This window comes from Haloferula sargassicola (assembly GCF_040362925.1).
Lineage (GTDB): Bacteria > Verrucomicrobiota > Verrucomicrobiia > Verrucomicrobiales > Akkermansiaceae > Haloferula > Haloferula sargassicola.
In genome coordinates, this window is the sequence record NZ_BAABRI010000007.1 from 164,677 (window position 1) to 180,962 (window position 16,286).

The 16,286-nt window shown below is 64.4% G+C and carries 12 protein-coding genes and 1 tRNA gene; 7 read left to right on the plus strand and 6 right to left on the minus strand.

Annotated features, from left to right (window positions below):
• Window positions 1-11 precede the first annotated feature (11 nt).
• A complete protein-coding gene (locus ABXH26_RS07800) occupies window positions 12-719 on the plus strand; it encodes a hypothetical protein (protein ID WP_353566487.1) in 708 nt (235 codons plus the stop codon).
• A gap of 277 nt (window positions 720-996) precedes the next feature.
• Entirely contained in the window at window positions 997-1,641 is a 645-nt protein-coding gene (locus tag ABXH26_RS07805) for a 3-keto-disaccharide hydrolase (RefSeq protein WP_353566488.1), read from the plus strand.
• A 15-nt stretch (window positions 1,642-1,656) separates the two neighbouring features.
• On the opposite strand, the gene ABXH26_RS07810 is transcribed toward ABXH26_RS07805, so the two are convergent.
• The 5 genes from ABXH26_RS07810 to dnaK all read right to left on the minus strand — a co-directional run bounded on the left by ABXH26_RS07810 (window position 1,657) and on the right by dnaK (window position 9,930).
• Entirely contained in the window at window positions 1,657-5,034 is a 3,378-nt protein-coding gene (locus ABXH26_RS07810) for a sulfatase-like hydrolase/transferase (RefSeq protein WP_353566489.1), read from the minus strand.
• A gap of 169 nt (window positions 5,035-5,203) precedes the next feature.
• Entirely contained in the window at window positions 5,204-6,838 is a 1,635-nt protein-coding gene (gene groL / locus ABXH26_RS07815) for a chaperonin GroEL (RefSeq protein ID WP_353566490.1), read from the minus strand.
• Between the two features lie 42 nt (window positions 6,839-6,880).
• Window positions 6,881-7,171 carry a co-chaperone GroES gene (locus tag ABXH26_RS07820; RefSeq protein ID WP_353566491.1) on the minus strand — a complete coding sequence of 97 codons (291 nt, stop codon included), beginning with the start codon at window positions 7,169-7,171 and terminating at the stop codon, window positions 6,881-6,883.
• 70 nt (window positions 7,172-7,241) lie between these two features.
• A complete protein-coding gene (locus ABXH26_RS07825) occupies window positions 7,242-7,955 on the minus strand; it encodes a Fic family protein (protein WP_353566492.1) in 714 nt (237 codons plus the stop codon).
• Between the two features lie 43 nt (window positions 7,956-7,998).
• Window positions 7,999-9,930 (minus strand): molecular chaperone DnaK, encoded by a 1,932-nt coding sequence (gene dnaK / locus ABXH26_RS07830; RefSeq protein WP_353566493.1) that lies wholly within the window; start codon window positions 9,928-9,930, stop codon window positions 7,999-8,001.
• Window positions 9,931-10,234: 304 nt separating this feature from the next.
• Here dnaK and ABXH26_RS07835 point away from each other — a divergent pair.
• Both ABXH26_RS07835 and ABXH26_RS07840 read left to right on the plus strand, forming a co-directional pair.
• A tRNA-Ser gene (locus ABXH26_RS07835) sits at window positions 10,235-10,324 on the plus strand.
• Window positions 10,325-10,645: 321 nt separating this feature from the next.
• Window positions 10,646-11,752 (plus strand): acyl-CoA desaturase, encoded by a 1,107-nt coding sequence (locus ABXH26_RS07840; protein WP_353566494.1) that lies wholly within the window; start codon window positions 10,646-10,648, stop codon window positions 11,750-11,752.
• Between the two features lie 450 nt (window positions 11,753-12,202).
• On the opposite strand, the gene ABXH26_RS07845 is transcribed toward ABXH26_RS07840, so the two are convergent.
• Window positions 12,203-12,823, minus strand: a complete 621-nt coding sequence (locus ABXH26_RS07845; protein ID WP_353566495.1) for a L,D-transpeptidase — start codon at window positions 12,821-12,823, stop codon at window positions 12,203-12,205.
• 360 nt (window positions 12,824-13,183) lie between these two features.
• Between ABXH26_RS07845 and rpsL the strand changes: the two genes are divergently transcribed.
• Genes rpsL through fusA form a run of 3 tightly spaced genes read left to right on the plus strand, consistent with a single transcriptional unit; the run spans window position 13,184 to window position 16,246 of the window.
• Window positions 13,184-13,567 carry a 30S ribosomal protein S12 gene (rpsL, locus tag ABXH26_RS07850; RefSeq protein ID WP_353566496.1) on the plus strand — a complete coding sequence of 128 codons (384 nt, stop codon included), beginning with the start codon at window positions 13,184-13,186 and terminating at the stop codon, window positions 13,565-13,567.
• Window positions 13,568-13,596: 29 nt separating this feature from the next.
• Window positions 13,597-14,070, plus strand: coding sequence for a 30S ribosomal protein S7 (gene rpsG, locus ABXH26_RS07855; RefSeq protein ID WP_353566497.1), 474 nt, complete (start codon window positions 13,597-13,599; stop codon window positions 14,068-14,070).
• A 34-nt stretch (window positions 14,071-14,104) separates the two neighbouring features.
• Window positions 14,105-16,246, plus strand: coding sequence for an elongation factor G (fusA, locus tag ABXH26_RS07860; protein ID WP_353566498.1), 2,142 nt, complete (start codon window positions 14,105-14,107; stop codon window positions 16,244-16,246).
• Window positions 16,247-16,286: the final 40 nt, after the last annotated feature.

The following is a 16,286-nucleotide window of genomic DNA, read 5'->3' on the forward strand; positions in this document are numbered from 1 at the left end:
GCCGTGACGCCATGATGAACATCCAACGCTTCTTCCAGAACCATCTCGACAACCCGGAAATTAGCTCCGAGGAGCTTCGCCAATTCGCCGAGGATCACCTGGGCAAACTCCGGGCCCTGCCCGATCTCCCGGCTCCCCTCACCGCCCTGTTGGCACCCACTGATGCGGCTTTCCAGGCCTTCGACGAGGCGCTTTCCGCCCGGACCATCCTCCAGGCCACCCAATCCGGAGGCACCATCACCAAGGACGAGGCCCTTGAACTCTTCCGCACCACCGTCCGCCAGCGCGAAGGCCGCATCCGCGACAAGTTCGCCAAAGCCAGCGGCCCCTATGTCGAGTTCTACCCCCGCGGCCTGAGCGAATACAACAAGCCACGCCTCGGCCAGGTTCCCGGCCTGCTCGATCGCCTCATCGCGGCCGCGGAAAAATACCAGGCCCAGCTCGGCCCCGAACTCCTCGCCGAGTTCACCGCCCTGAAAGCGACCTTCAGCAACGCCCGCGAAGGCCAGGTCGATGCCAAAGGCGAACTCGCCCAAGCCCGCGCCAACCTCGCCGCCGCCCGCGGCGTCCTCGAACTCCAGCTCGGCGCCAACATTCTTACCATCGCCCTCCACCACCTCGGCCACCCCGAACGTGCCGCGGATTACTTCGACCAGTCCCTCCTCCAAGATCCGACGCGCAGCAACAATGAGCCCGAGCCGGAGCCTCCGGTGGGGTGATCGCAAGGTCGAGCACCCTCGCTCGACCGCTAAGGTAGGGTCGAGCGCCCTCGCTCGACCGCGAGTGGTCCCGCGGTGCCGGCCTCACCCACAGGCGGACGTCCGAGCCGAGGGCGCTCGTCCCTGCCAACCCGCGGTCCCCATGGCCTCAAGACCTGAGATTCGCGTCCATTGGCGTTCATGCGCGGTAACTCCCAAAAGCAGGGAGCCCTGCCGCGGAGCGTGCAGGCGGGTTTGTCGCCTTGTGGCCCGGATCGGGACGCGCTTGAGTGGACCGATGACGATCCAATCCCTTGCCGCTTCCCTTTCCCTGACCCTCGCACCGGTCGCCCTGTCGGCGGAAACCGTGAAGCTCTTCAACGGTGAGGATCTCGCCGGATGGAGCTTCGACCTCAAGGACGATGGCGATCCTGCCAAGGTCTGGAGCGTCAAGGACGGCATCCTTTTCTGCACCGGAAGCCCGGTCGGGGTGATGCGGACCAAGGAGCCGTATCGCGACTACGAACTGGTCATCGAATGGCGCTGGACGCCGGGTTCCGATGGCGGAAACAGCGGCCTGCTGCTGTATGCCTCGACGCCCCGGACCCGCGACATCTGGCCGAAGTGCGTGGAGGTGCAGCTCGAGTCCGGCAGCGCGGGGGATTTCTGGATGCTCGGGGAAACGCTGGAAGCGGCCCATGCACCGGAGGACCGGACGGAAGGGGCGAAGATTCCGAAGTTCGTGGACGGTGCCGAGAACCCGCCTGGCGAATGGAACACGATGAAAGTCCGCGCGGAAGCCGGAGAACTGATCGTGTGGATCAACGGCAAGCTCGTGAACCAGGGGAAAAACCTGAGCGCCCGCAAGGGAGCCATCGGGCTCCAGAGCGAGGGCGCCGGCATCCAGTTCCGGAAGATCGAGCTGACGCCCGTGGGCGACTGAATCCCGCTCCGGGATCTACTGCCTCACTCGTACTTGGAAGAACCGACGGGGAGGGTCGAATTCGAGCGGCAGCGAGAGGAAGCCGGTGTCGGGCGATTGCAGCGTGGCCAGGCGCGACCAGTCACTCAGGTTCTCCGAGTTCCAGATTTCATAAAAGAAGAACGGCTCGGCCGGGAAGCCGATCGAAGCTCCCTCGCCATCCTTCTCCAGCGAGGACTCCGGCGCGGGCGGTGCCTCGCGCGAGATCTCGCCATTGGCCAGCTTTTCCGCCCACGACGAGAGCCACGTGACCAGATCCCGATAGCTGGTGTCGTGGATCAGGTTGTGGGTTTCCAGGCGGTCGTTTTCCAGATTGTAGAGCTCCAGCGGGACGGCGTGACCCGTTCCGGCGTTGGCGTTCGCCAGCAGCGGGTTGTCGAAGATGATCTTCCAATAACCCGAGAGGGGCGGATCGACCGGGATCGTGCCGTGATACTGGAGCGCCAGCCAGGTGTTGCCGGCTTGCTCGTTGGTGAGGATCGGCGGACGGGGGTCGGCTGGCTGGTTCTTGAACACCGCGAGCCGCGGGAAACCATCGACCGCCGCGTCGTCGCCGGAGGACGGATGGGCCAGGGGAGTGCCGAGGATTTCCGCCACCGTCGGGTAGAGGTCCTGCATGGCGATCAGGTCATCGCGGGTCGTGCCGCCATTGCCCTCGGTGGCGTCGCCGATGCCGCCGTTTTTCCAGTAGGCCATCAGCGGGACGCGGTGACCGCCCTCGTAGATGTGGGCCTTGAAGGCGCGCAGGTTGCCGACCGCACGCTCGTCGTTGATCTCGGAGCCGTTGTCGCTGGCGAAGACCAGCAGCGTGTTGTCGATCAGCTTCGAGCCCGGGGCCCGCGGGTCGTCGGTGGTTTCCAGATAATCCATCAGCTGGGCCAGCAGGACGTCGTTGAGGTAGACGAAGTCGCGGCGGACGTCGCCGGTGGGGGTGCCGTCCTTCCAGCGGCTTGCCCCGACCACCGGGATGCCGTTGATTTCCGTGTCCGGCGAGTAGACCACGTGGTTCGAGTGCGAGGCGAAGTAGAGGAAGAACGGCCGCTGGCTCCCGGCCGGGTGGTCGATGTGCGACTGCATGAATCCGGTCGCCTGATCGAGCATCGTCTGACCCATCTCGTTCCAGTCGTAGCTGCCGTCGAGCTGCTTGCCGTTTCCGGTGGCACCAGCCACGCGGCGACCCGCGATCCAGCCCGGTCCGACCGATTGCGACGGGCCGTTTCCATCCTGTCCATCGGGACCCGAGGTCAGGTGCGAGCGGGAGAAGCCGTAGAAGGAATCGAAGCCGTGATCGAGCGGCGTGTCGCGCATCAGGGTGGCGAAGCTGGCCTGGTCCCAGCCGGGGGCGGGAGCGCCGTCGTCCTGCCGGTATTCCAGGCCCATGTGCCACTTGCCGACCATGCCCGTGGCGTAGCCGTTGGCCTTGAGGAAGGCGGGCAGCGTCGGCCGCTCGCGCTCGATCAGCGGGGGCTTCACGGAGCCCATCAGCACGCCGTTCAAAAGGCCGGCCCGCCAGGCGTAGCGGCCGGTCATCAGCGCGTAGCGCGTGGGCGTGCAGCGGTTCTGCGCATGGGCGTCGGTGAAACGCACGCCCAGGTCCGCCAGGCGGTCCATGGCCGGCGTTTCGATCTGCTGGGCGTCCGTGAGGCCCGACCAATCCTGATAGGCGCTGGTGTCGCCGATGCCCATATCGTCGGCGAGGAACACGACGATGTTCGGCGCGGCCGGCGGCGGCGTGACCGGCGTGGCGCGGGTGATCACGCGCAGGTCGTCGATCACCTTCGGCGCATCGCCGAGCAGACGGAAGGTCACGGTGAGCGTGAGACCATCCGGGCTGATCGAGAACTCGTCGACCACCTCGCCATCGGCGCTGCGGCGCAGGGCTGAATCGGGTGACAGCGACTCGTCCTCGAAGGTCATCCCGTCGAGACCGAAGACGACGTCGGTTTCCTCAAGACGGTTGGCAAAGCCCGAGGACGGAGCCGTGCCGGTGCGGTAGGCGAGCCCGACGACGGGCGCATCGAAGGTGACGGTGGTCGTCAGCGTGCTCTGCGGCGCGTCAGCCGGCAGGTCGCCGTGGAAGAGATAACTGTTGAGAAGCACGCCGGTGGGCAGGGCACCGGCATTGCCCGTGGCACCGAGGATGGTGACGGGACCGGCGACGAGGTGGTCGACCTCAACTGCTGAATCGAGGGTGATGCCGGCCTTTTCCGGAACCAACTGCACCGTGCTGTAGCGCTCCGACTCGCCGGCGCGGACCGATGCCGGCGGCGGGTCGAGGATGGTGAGATCACCGGAAACGTAGCGGATGCCGTGGGCCTCGACCACACCCTCCGGCGTGGCAGGCGAGGGGTCCACCAGCACGGTCAGCGTGGAAGTACTGGATCCCTCGGAGTTGGTGGCGGTGAGCGTGTAGGTGGTGGAGGCCGCCGGATTCACCACGGTGAAGCCATCCGTCAGGCTCGTCACGTCTCCGGGTTCGGGGGAAATCTCGATCGTGTCGGCGCCCAGCACGTCCCAGGCGAGGCGGACCGGGTCGCCGGCCGAGACCTGGGCGTCATTGACCACGAAGGAGCCGATGTAGGGTGGCTGGTCGCCACCGTCGGACTGGATGGCGAAGTTCAGGCCATCGATGCGGAAGCCGCCGGTATCCCCGGAAAAGATCGCCGCCACCGGACCCGGATCGCCGCTGGTGCGAACGAGGTTGAGAGAGCTGACGTCGAAGTCGCCCTCGCTGCCTTCGGTGGGGATCACCTCCAGGAATTCGCGGGTCTGGAGGTTGACGATGGTGAAGGACTCGGTGCCGACCGGATCCGTCCCGTCGCGGCCCACGTTGCGGACATTCAGTCGGGTGATCCGCACGCCCGTGCCGGCGGGCATGCCGTTGATTTCATCGAAACGGATGGCGATGCCTTCTCGGTTCGAGGCGTCGGTGCCGATGCCGCCGCCGTTGGGATTATCCACGACGCCGATGTAACCATTCGCATCGCGGTCCACGTTGCCATCGACCAGCTTGTCGCCGAGCGTCGAGGCCTCGGTGCTGACGTTCTTCATGGCATCGAACTTCACGCGCACGCTGCCTCCGAAGGCGGCGGGCACGCCGGACGAGCCGGTGACCGACCAGATGCCGGTGGCGCTGAGGCCGTTGCCGGAGGCATCGATCTCGGCCAGGATTCCCACCTCCGAGCTGCCGCTGTCGGTGCCGTTGGAGCGGACCAGGATTTCCGCGGAAAGCGGAGCCATGCCGAGGCTCAGGGCCAGCAGCGATCCCGCGATTCCCGATCCGATTTGAAGGCGGGGCGTCGGTTTCCACGGGCTGCGGCGCGGGGCCCGCAGGCTTGAGAGGTCTTGGGTCATCCGGATGGGTTTTGGGACTGGGTTTCGCCGACCGGCGGGTGACCGGGGCGTCTTCATGCATTCCCCGGCCTCGGATTTCGTTCGCGGAAATGACCGGAAAACCTGAGCGCAAAAAAGGCCGGGCAGCAGAAGCTGCCCGGCCTGGGAAGTCGTGGGACTGACGGATGGCTTACATCATGCCGCCCATGCCGCCCATGCCGTGGTCGTGACCACCGGCGGCCGGAGCTTCCTTCTCCGGGATGTCGGTGATGAGGCACTCGGTGGTGAGCAGGAGGCCGGAAATGGAGGCGGCGTTCTGCAGGGCCGAGCGGGTGACCTTGGTCGGGTCGACCACACCGGAGGCGATGAGGTCCTCGTAGGTGTCGGTGGCGACGTTGTAGCCTTCGTTGCCGGAGCCGTTCTTGACGCGCTCGACGATGAGGGCGCCTTCGCGGCCGGCGTTGGCGGCCAGCTGGCGGAGCGGGGATTCCACGGCGCGGGCGACGATGCCGGCACCGGTGGACTCGTCACCGCTGAGGCCGAGTTCGCCGACGAGGGCCTGGGCGCGGATGAGCGCCGTGCCACCGCCGGGGACGATGCCTTCTTCCACCGCAGCGCGGGTGGCGTGCAGGGCGTCTTCCACGCGGGCCTTCTTTTCCTTCATCTCGGTTTCGGTGGCGGCACCGACGTTGATGACGGCCACACCGCCGGCGAGCTTGGCGAGGCGCTCCTGGAGCTTCTCACGGTCGTAGTCGCTGGAGGTTTCCTCGATCTGGCGGCGGATCTGGTTCACGCGGCCGGTGATGCCTTCGGAAGTGCCGGCGCCTTCGACGACGACGGTGTTTTCCTTGGTGATGGTGATGCGCTTGGCTTCGCCGAGGTCCTCGAGGCCCACGGAGTCGAGCTTGATGCCGAGGTCTTCGGTGATGACCTTGCCACCGGTGAGGATGGCGATGTCTTCAAGCATGGCCTTGCGGCGGTCGCCGAAGCCCGGGGCCTTGACGGCCGCGATGTTGAGGATGCCGCGCAGCTTGTTCACCACCAGGGTGGCAAGGGCCTCGCCTTCGACGTCTTCCGCGATCACGAGCAGCGGGCGGCCGGTCTTGGCCACCTTTTCGAGCAGCGGGAGCATGTCCTTGAGGCTCGAGATCTTCTTCTCGTGGATGAGGATGTAGGCGTTCTCGAGGTTGGCTTCCATCGTCTCCGCATCGGTCACGAAGTACGGGGAAAGGTAGCCCTTGTCGAACTGCATGCCTTCCACCACGTCGAGGGTGGTTTCGATGCCCTTGGCTTCCTCCACGGTGATGGTGCCGTCCTTGCCGACCTTGTCCATCGCCTCGGCGATGATGTTGCCGATCTCGGTGTCCCAGTTGGCGGAAACGGTGGCGACCTGGGCGATTTCCTTGGTGTCGGAGACTTCCTTGGAGATCTCGCGCAGCTTGCCGACGATGGCCTCGGTGGCCTTCATGATGCCGCGCTGGAGGCTGATCGGGTTGGCACCGGCGGTCACGTTGCGGAGGCCTTCCTTGTAGATGGCCTCGGCGAGTACGGTCGCGGTGGTGGTGCCGTCACCGGCGATGTCCGAGGTCTTGCTCGAGACTTCGCGGATGAGCTGGGCGCCCATGTTTTCGTAGGGATCGTCGAGTTCGATCTCCTTGGCGACCGAGACACCGTCCTTGGTGATGGTCGGGGAACCGAACTTCTTGTCGAGGATCACGTTGCGGCCCGCCGGGCCGAGGGTGGCCTTGACGGCCTTGGCGAGCTTCTCAACGCCGCGCAGCAGATTGTGGCGGGCGTCTTCGTCGAATTGCAGTTGTTTGGCCATATCTCTAAAGATGGTAGATGGTGAATGTTAGGTGGTTGTCGCTCAGGAAACGATGCCGAGGATGTCGGACTCGGAGAGGATCAGAAGTTCCTCGCCGTCGATCTTCACTTCGGTGCCGCCGTACTTGGAGATGAGGACCTTGTCGCCCACCTTGACGGTGAACACGAAGTCGTTGCCGTTGTCGTCCTTGCCGCCGGTGCCGAGCGCGGTGACTTCGGCCTCCTGCGGTTTTTCCTTCGCGGTGTCGGGGAGCACGATGCCGCCGGCGGACACTTCGTCAGCCGCAAGGCGCTTCACGAGCACGCGTTGACCGAGGGGTTGGATGCTAGCCATGTTGTTGGTTTCTGTTGGTTTGGTTGTTGGTTGAAAGCCGCCCCGCACGCTGATGCGGGGCGGAAAGCGTCTAGTTTTCAGTGAGGGCGTCGAGCCAGATATCGAGTTCGGCTTCGACATGCCGGGAAATGAAGGCCTGCCAGGTGGCGAAGTCGCCGGCGTCGGCCGCTTCGAGCGCCGCGTAGTATTCGCCGCGGATCTCGGGCGAAATGGAGACGGGCGGGTAGCCGGCCGCGATCAACACGAAGTTCATCGCCAGCCGCGCGGCGCGACCGTTGCCATCGTTGAAGGGGTGAATGGCGGAAACGCCGTGGTGAAGACGGGCGGCGCGCTCGACCGGATCGGCGGACAAGTCGGCGAAGAGGTCCGCCATCAGGTCGGGCACCTTGACCGCGTTCGGCGGCACGTGGTTCGAGCCGGCGATGCGGACGGCGGAGGTGCGGTAGCTGCCGGCACCGGACTCGTCGATGCCGCCCATGATGATCTCGTGGAGGTCGAGCAGGTCGCGCTCGGTGAGCTCCGTGGCGGGGAGGGCGAGGGCTTTCAGGCGCTCCCAGGCCTTGGAGAGGTTGACCGCTTCGAGGTGGTCCTTGAGCGGCTTGCCGGAAACGGTGACGCCCTTGCTGAGGACGATCTCCGTTTCGCGCAGCGTGAGCGAGTTGCCCTCGATCGAGTTCGACTCGTAGATCATCCTCACCTCCCACGCCTCCGCGAGGCTGCGCACCGCTGCCGGCGACAGCGGGCGAAGCCCGGAAAGGCGCTCGTGTTTGGAGGCGAGGGTCATCTTGGTGGGCTGGCGGTTCCGCGACTGGAAGCCACCGTCACGTTCAGTCGTTATCGACCACCTCGGCATCGACGACCTTGCCCTTGGCGGGCTTGGGTTCGTCGGAGGGGCCTTCGTTTCCGCCCGGATTCATGTCCGGCTGGGCGGCACCGGCACCGGCGGCGGCCTGGGCCTGCTGGGCGGCGTTGTAGAGCTCGGTCAGGGCCTCCTCAAGGGTGCTGGTGGCGGTTTTGATGGCGTCGAGGTCGTCGTTCTTGAGCGCATCCTTCACCGCATCGACCTTGGCCTGGATGCCGCTCTTGAGTTCGGCGGGCGCTTCGGCCGGGAGTTCGGCGAGTTGCTTTTCGACCTGGAAGACGAGGTGCTCGGCCTTGTTCTTGGTGTCGACGGCTTCGACGCGCTTCTTGTCCTCTTCGGCGTGGGACTCGGCGTCCTTCTTGGCCTTCTCGATTTCGTCATCGGAAAGACCGGACGAGCCCTGGATGGAGATCTTTTGTTCCTTGCCGGACTGCTTGTCCTTGGCGGAGACGTGGAGGATGCCGTTGGCGTCGATGTCGAAGGTGACCTCGATCTGCGGCTCGCCGCGGCGGGCCGGAGCGATGCCGTCGAGCTTGAAGTTTCCGAGCAGCTTGTTGTCGGAGAACATCGGGCGCTCGCCCTGGCAGATGCGGATGTCCACGGCCGGCTGGTTGTCGGAGGCGGTGGAGAAGATCTGCGACTTCTTGGCGGGGATGGTGGTGTTGCGCTCGATCATCGGCGTGGCGCGCGAGCCCTCCGTTTCGATGGAAAGCGTGAGCGGAGTCACGTCGAGCAGGAGCACGTCCTTCACGTCGCCCTGGAGCACGCCGCCCTGGATCGAGGCGCCGATGGCGACGACTTCGTCCGGGTTCACGCCGCGGTGGGGTTCCTTGCCGGCGAGCTGCTTGGCGGTCTCGATGACCTTGGGCATGCGGGTCATGCCGCCGACGAGCACCAGCTCATCGATGTCCGACGAGGAAACGCCGGCTTCCTTGAGGCAGTCGGTCACCGGCTTCTTGGTGCGCTCGAAGAGGGCGTCGGTGAGCTGCTCGAGCTTCGAGCGGGAAAGGCTGAGCTGGATGTGCTTCGGGCCGTTCTGGTCGGCGGTGATGAAGGGCAGGTTGATGTCGTAGGACTGGCTGGAGGAAAGGGCGATCTTGGCCTTTTCCGCCTCCTCCTTGATCCGCTGGAGGGCGTCCGGCTGGTTGGAGAGGTCGATGCCCTGGTCCTTCTTGAACTCGTCGACGATCCACTGGATCAGCGTGTTGTCCCAGTCGTCGCCACCGAGCTGGGTGTCCCCATCGGTGGCCATGACCTCGAACACGCCGTCGCCGATTTCGAGGACGGAGATGTCGAAGGTGCCGCCGCCGAGGTCATAGACGGCGATCTTTTCGTCGGACTTCTTGTCGAGCCCGTAGGCGAGGGCGGCCGCGGTGGGCTCGTTGATGATCCGCTTCACCTCAAGGCCGGCGATTTCACCGGCGGCCTTGGTGGCGTTGCGCTGGGAGTCGTTGAAGTAGGCCGGCACGGTGATCACCGCGGAGGTGATGGTCTCGCCGAGCTTGGCTTCGGCATCGGCCTTGAGCTTGCCGAGAACCATGGCGGCGATTTCCTGCGGCGAGTAGGTCTTGGTTTCGCCGCCGACTTCGACCTCGATATGGGCGTCGCCATTGGCGGCGGCGACGATCTTGTAGGGCATCTTCTTGTCGGCCTCGGACAGCTCCGAGAACTTGCGGCCGATCAGGCGCTTGGCGGAGAAAATGGTGTTCTTGGGATTGGTGACGGCCTGGCGTTTGGCGGCCTGGCCGACGAGGCGTTCGCCCGACTTGGTGAAGGCGACCACCGACGGGGTGGTGCGGGCGCCTTCCGAGTTTTCGAGGACCACCGGCTCGCCGCCTTCCATGACGGCCATGCAGGAGTTGGTGGTGCCGAGGTCGATTCCGAGGATCTTGGACATGAGAAATTCTGCGGTTGGGATTGCGTAAGTGACGGCCCGGTGGCGGGCACCATCGATTGGGCGCACTTTTCGCAGGCGCTATGCCATGGCTGGGAGAGGGGGGCTCAAGCATCACAGCCGCAGCGGTTTGCGCCTGTGTCATGCGGAAATCCGGGGTTTCGTGGCGGTTCCAGAAGTGCCATTTTGGCGCGCCCTGCGGCGGACAAGCTGTCGCGCTGCGACGACCTGCGCGGGCGGTTTTTCAAAGTCGACAGATTCTCTTGCCAAGGCTGGCAGCGGCCCCTAGGGTGCGCGCCCTTCCGCAGGGCAGGTGCCAGAGTGGTCGAATGGGCTCGCCTGGAAAGCGTGTGTGCTCGAAAGAGTACCGAGGGTTCGAATCCCTCCCTGTCCGCCAGCATTCCTTGAATTGCTGGAGTGGTGCGTGAAGGTTGACGGATGTTGGATTCTCCGTTTCTTGGGACTCGGAAGTTCCCACAGTGGCGGAGGTGCCGGCGGTGATGCCCCGATGGGGTAAAGCGGCGGTCTTGAGTGGTGAAGGAGGTGACGTTTTCAGGCGAAGCGGGGAGCATCGGTTCCGGCGACGCCCTCTTCGCTTGCGTCAATCGCGACTCAATTTCAGCAGAAGAATGAAGTTGGTGCTAGCAAAGGCGGTTTCGGCCTGTAGGTTTCCGCCGCGTCAGCTTTTGATCTGGCATTCTTTTTTACCTTCAAGTTCATGGCCCTTCGAGTTCCCTACAAGCGCGTTGATTGGATCAACACGGCTTTCCTTCTTATTGTCACCCTCGTTGCGATTATCGCGGCGCCGATTTTCATCTGGAAACACGGCGTCAACGGTTTCCAGATCGGGATGTTCACTTTTTATTCTCTGGCAACGGGGATGAGCATCACGCTCGGGTATCATCGCCTGTTTTCCCACCTTTCCTTCAAGGCGAAGTGGCCGGTCCGCCTGTTCACGCTGGTGTTCGGTGCCTGTGCCTTCGAAAATTCCGTGCTCAACTGGGCGTCGGATCACCGCCGGCACCACAAGCACGTCGATCACGACGACGATCCCTACAACATTCAGAACGGCTTCTTCTGGGCCCACATCGGGTGGATCCTGTTCAAGGTCCTGCCGGAGCCTCCGCTCGACAACGTGGCCGACCTCCGCAAGGACAAGCTCGTCATGTGGCAGCACCGCTATGACAAGCTGATCGCCCTCGGCGTGGGGCTCGCGCTGCCCGCCGCGCTCGGTTACCTCCATGGCGGTCCGCTGGGTGCCCTCGGGGGGTTCCTGATCGCCGGCGCGCTGCGGGTGTTCGTGGTCCAGCAGTGCACCTTCTTCATCAACAGCCTCTGCCACACCATCGGCCGCCAGCCCTATTCCTCGAAGAACAGCGCCCGCGACAGCGCGATCATGGCGCTCTTCACCTTTGGCGAGGGCTACCACAACTTTCACCACGCCTTCCAGCACGACTACCGCAACGGCGTGAAGGCCTGGAACTGGGATCCGACCAAATGGGCGATCTGGCTGCTTTCGAAGCTCGGCCTGGTTTCCGACCTGCGCATGGTGCCCGAGGAAAAGATCGCCCTGGCCGAAATTGCCGAAGCCCGCCGCCGTGCGGAGGAGCGCCTCGCGCACATCCAGGAAAACGGGGTTTCGGTCTGTGACAAGGCGCTGGCGACGGTTCATGATCTGCAAGAGAAGCTTTCCGCGGCCTACCACGAGCTGGAGCATGCGATCGCGGAAAAAGCCGACATGTCCGGCAAGGCGCTCAACCGCTGGCGCCGCGAAGCCCGCGAGTTGGTGGCCGCCCTCGGTCAGCTGACTCCGCTGCCGGCCTGATCGGGAAGATCGCCTCGTTCAAACCAAGGCTCCGCGGAAACGCGGGGCTTTTTTTGTGGGTGGGTAAGCGGCTTCATTTACCGCAGAGCCGCAGAGCCGCAGAGCCGCAGAGCCGCAGAGCCGCAGAGCCGCAGAGCCGCAGAGCCGCAGAGCCGCAGAGCCGCAGAGCCGCAGAGCCGCAGAGCCGCAGAGCCGCAGAGGAGGGGCAGGAGGTCATCGAGAAACGGATGGGATTTGTTTTCCCGAGCGGTCCAAAGGCTTCGATGGCCTCGAAGAAGCGGATAACGCTCGGGGGGGTGGAAATGTTCGATCTCTGCTCCATCGAACCTCTGCGACCTCCTGCCGTTCCTCTGGGTCCCTGCGGGAAATCCGGTTCACATCCCGCAAAAGAGGCGCTGCGAACCCGCAGCGCCTCTCTTTTAGAAGCTTGGATCGAAATGTCCGACCCGCTCAGAAATTCCACATCTTGCCCTGGTCCTGGTCTTTGAAAACCTGCGGTCCGTTGAGGTAGGAATTCGGCGGGTTCGGCAGCGGGCCGTCGTCGAGGCGGGGCAGGCTTTTGCCCACCGTGTTGTCCCACGGCTGGCTGGAGGCGACGTTCACCCTGGTGCCGACCTGCACCATGTCGAACATCTTGCGGGCGGTGTTGAGCGGCAGGCGGACGCAGCCGTGGGTGGCGGGGTAGGGCTTCACGAAGCCCCAGTGCATGCCGTAGGCGGGACTGGAGAACTCCATCCAATAGGTCATCGGATAACCCGCCCCCGGACTGCTCGCGCGGCGGCGGTATTTGACCTTGTTACGGATCGGAAAGGTGCCCTTCGGGGTGGGGGTGGCGGCGGTGCCGACGCAGGCCGGGCTGGCGAGCAGGACCTTATCGCCCTCGACGACGTAGATTTTCTGGGCGCCGGTGCTGAGGTAGACCTTCGTCGCCGAGGTGTTGGTCGGCTTGGTCACCTTCGGGTCGAAGGAAAACGAGGTTCCGGGTGTGCCGGTATTCACCGTGCTGCAGGAGCTGAGGATCAGGCCGGCCGCGGCGGCGGCAGGGATGGCGAGGAAACGAAGCAATTTCATGGATCGATGGGGTGGTGGCGTGGAGTATCCACGGCGCTTCCGTGCGCGCAATCTTTCTGCGAGGGACTCGAGCGCGAAAAATCGCTCCGCCGGAAGCCCTCCAAAGTGCCGTGATTTCCTGAAAACCCAAGGGATTCGGCATGACCAAAAAATTTCCAAATCAGGGCTTGTCAGGTGGAGCTTCCCGGGTAGTCTCTGCGCCCCCACATCCGCACCCTGCACGTCAGGGTGCCTAAGAATCTCCAAAACTATCGGGTGCAGCACCGGAAAAAAGGCTCCTGCGAGGGAAATCTCGCCGGTGGTCGGTGCGCTCCGGAAGTCACGTTCCAAAAGCAAACATCGCAAACCCCGCAGGAATCTATGCCGACCATCAATCAGCTTGTCCGCAAGGGCCGTCACGTGCCGGTCGAGAAATCGAAGTCCCCGGCCATGGCCAATTGCCCGCAGCGTCGCGGCGTCTGTCTCCAGGTCATGACCCGGACGCCCAAGAAGCCGAACTCGGCTCTCCGGAAAGTCGCCAAGGTGCGCCTCACCAACGGATACGAAGTCATCGCCTACATCGGCGGTGAAGGCCACAATCTCCAGGAGCACTCCATCGTCCTCGTGCGGGGTGGCCGGGTGAAGGACCTTCCGGGTGTCCGCTACCACATCGTCCGCGGTGCTCTCGATACCCTCGGCGTCGACAAGCGTCGCCAGGGCCGCTCGAAGTACGGCGCCAAGCGCCCGAAGGCGGACAAGAAGTAATTTCCTGAAACGACCAACACGATTTCATCATGTCCCGCCGCAAGCGAATCTTCACCAAGCCCGATCGTCGCGATTCCCGCTACGACAGCCCACTCGTCGGCCACCTCATCTGCAAGGTGATGCGTGACGGCAAGCGCTCGCTCGCCGAGCGTATTGTTTACGCTGCCATCGACAAGGCCAACGAAGGGGTCGACACCGTCGATCCGCTCGAAGTCGTCACCCGCGCCATCGAGAACGCCAAGCCGCGCGTCGAGGTCAAGAGCCGCCGCGTCGGTGGTGCCACCTACCAGGTGCCGCTCGAAGTCGCCGCCGACCGGTCCGAGTCGCTCGCCCTCCGCTGGATCGTGGGCTACGCCCGCAACCGCAAGGGCACCCCGATGCACGTCGCCCTCGCCAACGAAATCAAGGACGCCGCCAACAACCAGGGCAGTTCGGTCCGCAAGCGTGACGACGTTCACAAGATGGCCCAGGCCAACCGCGCCTTCGCCCACTTCCGCTGGTAATCCGCCCTAGCCGCCGATTTTTCGCACCCCACCGATGAGCTCCGCCGTCCATAGTCCTGATCGCCCGTTTCCGCTTGAGCGGACTCGGAACATCGGGATTGCGGCGCACATCGACGCCGGCAAGACCACGCTGACCGAGCGGATCCTCTTCTACACGGGGATGATCCACAAGATCGGCGAGGTCCACGACGGCGCTGCCACCACCGACTGGATGGAGCAGGAGCGCGAGCGCGGCATCACCATCACCTCCGCCGCCGTCACCGCCGATTGGTGGCAGCACGAGGAGGAGGGGATGTTCAAGCTGTTCGACGGGGTCAAGCACCGCGTCAACATCATCGATACCCCTGGGCACGTCGACTTTACCGCCGAGGTCGAGCGTTCCCTCCGCGTCCTGGACGGAGCCATCGTCGTCTTCTGCGGCGTGGCCGGCGTCCAGCCGCAAACCGAGACCGTCTGGCGCCAGGCGACCAAATACAAGGTCCCGCGCGTGGTCTTCGTGAACAAAATGGACCGCGTCGGCGCGAACTTCCAAAGCGTGGTCGATGAGATCCGCGAGAAGCTCAACGCCACCCCGGTCCGCATCCTGATCCCGATCGGCTCCGAAGACAGCCTCCGCGGCCAGATCGACGTCATCAACCGCAAGGCCGTCCTCTACTCGGACAGCGAAGTCCTCGGATCGACCTACGAAATCAAGGACCTCGACGCCGACCAGGCGGCGATCGCCGAGGAAGCCTACGAGGAACTCGTTTCCGCCGTGGCCGATCACGACGAAGCCCTCGGCGAAAAGTTCCTCCTCGAAGAGGAAATCACCCTCGAGGACGTGAAGCAGGCCCTGCGCCGCTGCACCATCGCCAACCAGCTGATTCCCGTCGCCGGTGGCTCCGCTTTCAAGAACAAGGGCGTCCAATACCTGCTGGATGCCGTTCTCGACTACCTTCCCAGCCCGCTCGACATCCCGTCCGCGGTCGGCATGAACCCCGACGACGAAGACGAGGCGATCACGGTCCCGACGACCGACAGCGGCAAGTTCTGCGCCCTCGCCTTCAAGCTCTGGGCCGACAAGTTCGTCGGAAAGCTGGTCTTCTTCCGCGTCTATTCCGGCGTGGTCCGCAAGGGCGACACGATCTACAACCCGCGCACCCGCAAGAGCGAGCGCGTCGGCCGTCTGATCCAGATCCAGTCGGACTCCCACCAGGACATCGATGTCTGCCACGCCGGCGACATCGCCGCGATGGTGGGCCTCAAGAACGTCCAGACCGGTGACACGCTTGCCGCTCCCGGCTACGAGGTCGTCCTCGAGCCTCCGAGTTTCCCCGAGCCGGTCATTTCCATGGCCGTCGAGCCGAAGACCAAGGCCGACCAGGAAAAGCTCGCCAACGCGCTGGTTCGTCTGTCCGAGGAAGATCCGACCTTCGTGGTGAAAACCGACGAGGACACCGGCCAGACCATCATTTCCGGCATGGGCGAGCTGCACCTCGAGATCATCGTCGACCGCCTGCGTCGCGAGTTCAAGGTGGAGGCCAACACCGGCGCCCCGCAGATCGCCTACCGCGAGACCATCACTGCCGGTGCCGATGGCGAGGGCAAGCTGGTCAAGCAATCCGGCGGCCGCGGCCAATACGGCCACGTCCGTCTGCGGATGAAGCCCAACGAAAAGGGCAAGGGCCTGACCATCGAGAACCTGATTGTCGGTGGCGAGATTCCCAAGGATTTCCACAACGCCGTGATCAAGGGCGTGCAGCAGTCCATGAGCAACGGCATCGTCGCCGGCTATCCCGTGGTCGATGTGCACGTCGATGTCCTCGGCGGCTCGTTCCACGAAGTCGACTCGAACGAGAACGCCTTCACCATGGCGGCCATCTTCGCCATGCGCGACGGCTTCAAGAAAGCCTCGCCGGTGCTCCTCGAGCCCATCATGGGCGTCGAGGTTTCCACTCCGGACGACTACCAGGGCGACGTGATGGGTGACCTTTCCCGCCGCCGCGGCCACATCGGCCAGATGGAAACCAAGGGCAACCTCGCCATCATCCACGCCGCCGTGCCGCTGAAGGAAATGTTCGGCTACTCGACCGCCGTCCGCACTCTGTCCTCCGGACGCGCCTCTTACTCCATGACCCCCTCGCACTTCGAGCAGGTCCCCCAGAACATCGTCGACGAGATCGTCAACGATCGCTGATCCAAACCATCCTCAAAGAATCAACCGCCACCGTTCCGAC

Bases quoted from the DNA above. Each gene is read 5' to 3' on its own strand.
- rpsL (WP_353566496.1), top strand. From the start codon at position 13,184: ATGCCGACCATCAATCAGCTTGTCCGCAAGGGCCGTCACGTGCCGGTC.
- ABXH26_RS07805 (WP_353566488.1), top strand. From the start codon at position 997: ATGACGATCCAATCCCTTGCCGCTTCCCTTTCCCTGACCCTCGCACCG.
- rpsG (WP_353566497.1), top strand. From the start codon at position 13,597: ATGTCCCGCCGCAAGCGAATCTTCACCAAGCCCGATCGTCGCGATTCC.
- ABXH26_RS07800 (WP_353566487.1), top strand. From the start codon at position 12: ATGATGAACATCCAACGCTTCTTCCAGAACCATCTCGACAACCCGGAA.
- ABXH26_RS07845 (WP_353566495.1), bottom strand. From the start codon at position 12,823: ATGAAATTGCTTCGTTTCCTCGCCATCCCTGCCGCCGCCGCGGCCGGC.
- ABXH26_RS07825 (WP_353566492.1), bottom strand. From the start codon at position 7,955: ATGACCCTCGCCTCCAAACACGAGCGCCTTTCCGGGCTTCGCCCGCTG.
- groL (WP_353566490.1), bottom strand. From the start codon at position 6,838: ATGGCCAAACAACTGCAATTCGACGAAGACGCCCGCCACAATCTGCTG.
- dnaK (WP_353566493.1), bottom strand. From the start codon at position 9,930: ATGTCCAAGATCCTCGGAATCGACCTCGGCACCACCAACTCCTGCATG.
- ABXH26_RS07840 (WP_353566494.1), top strand. From the start codon at position 10,646: ATGGCCCTTCGAGTTCCCTACAAGCGCGTTGATTGGATCAACACGGCT.
- fusA (WP_353566498.1), top strand. From the start codon at position 14,105: ATGAGCTCCGCCGTCCATAGTCCTGATCGCCCGTTTCCGCTTGAGCGG.
- ABXH26_RS07810 (WP_353566489.1), bottom strand. From the start codon at position 5,034: ATGACCCAAGACCTCTCAAGCCTGCGGGCCCCGCGCCGCAGCCCGTGG.
- ABXH26_RS07820 (WP_353566491.1), bottom strand. From the start codon at position 7,171: ATGGCTAGCATCCAACCCCTCGGTCAACGCGTGCTCGTGAAGCGCCTT.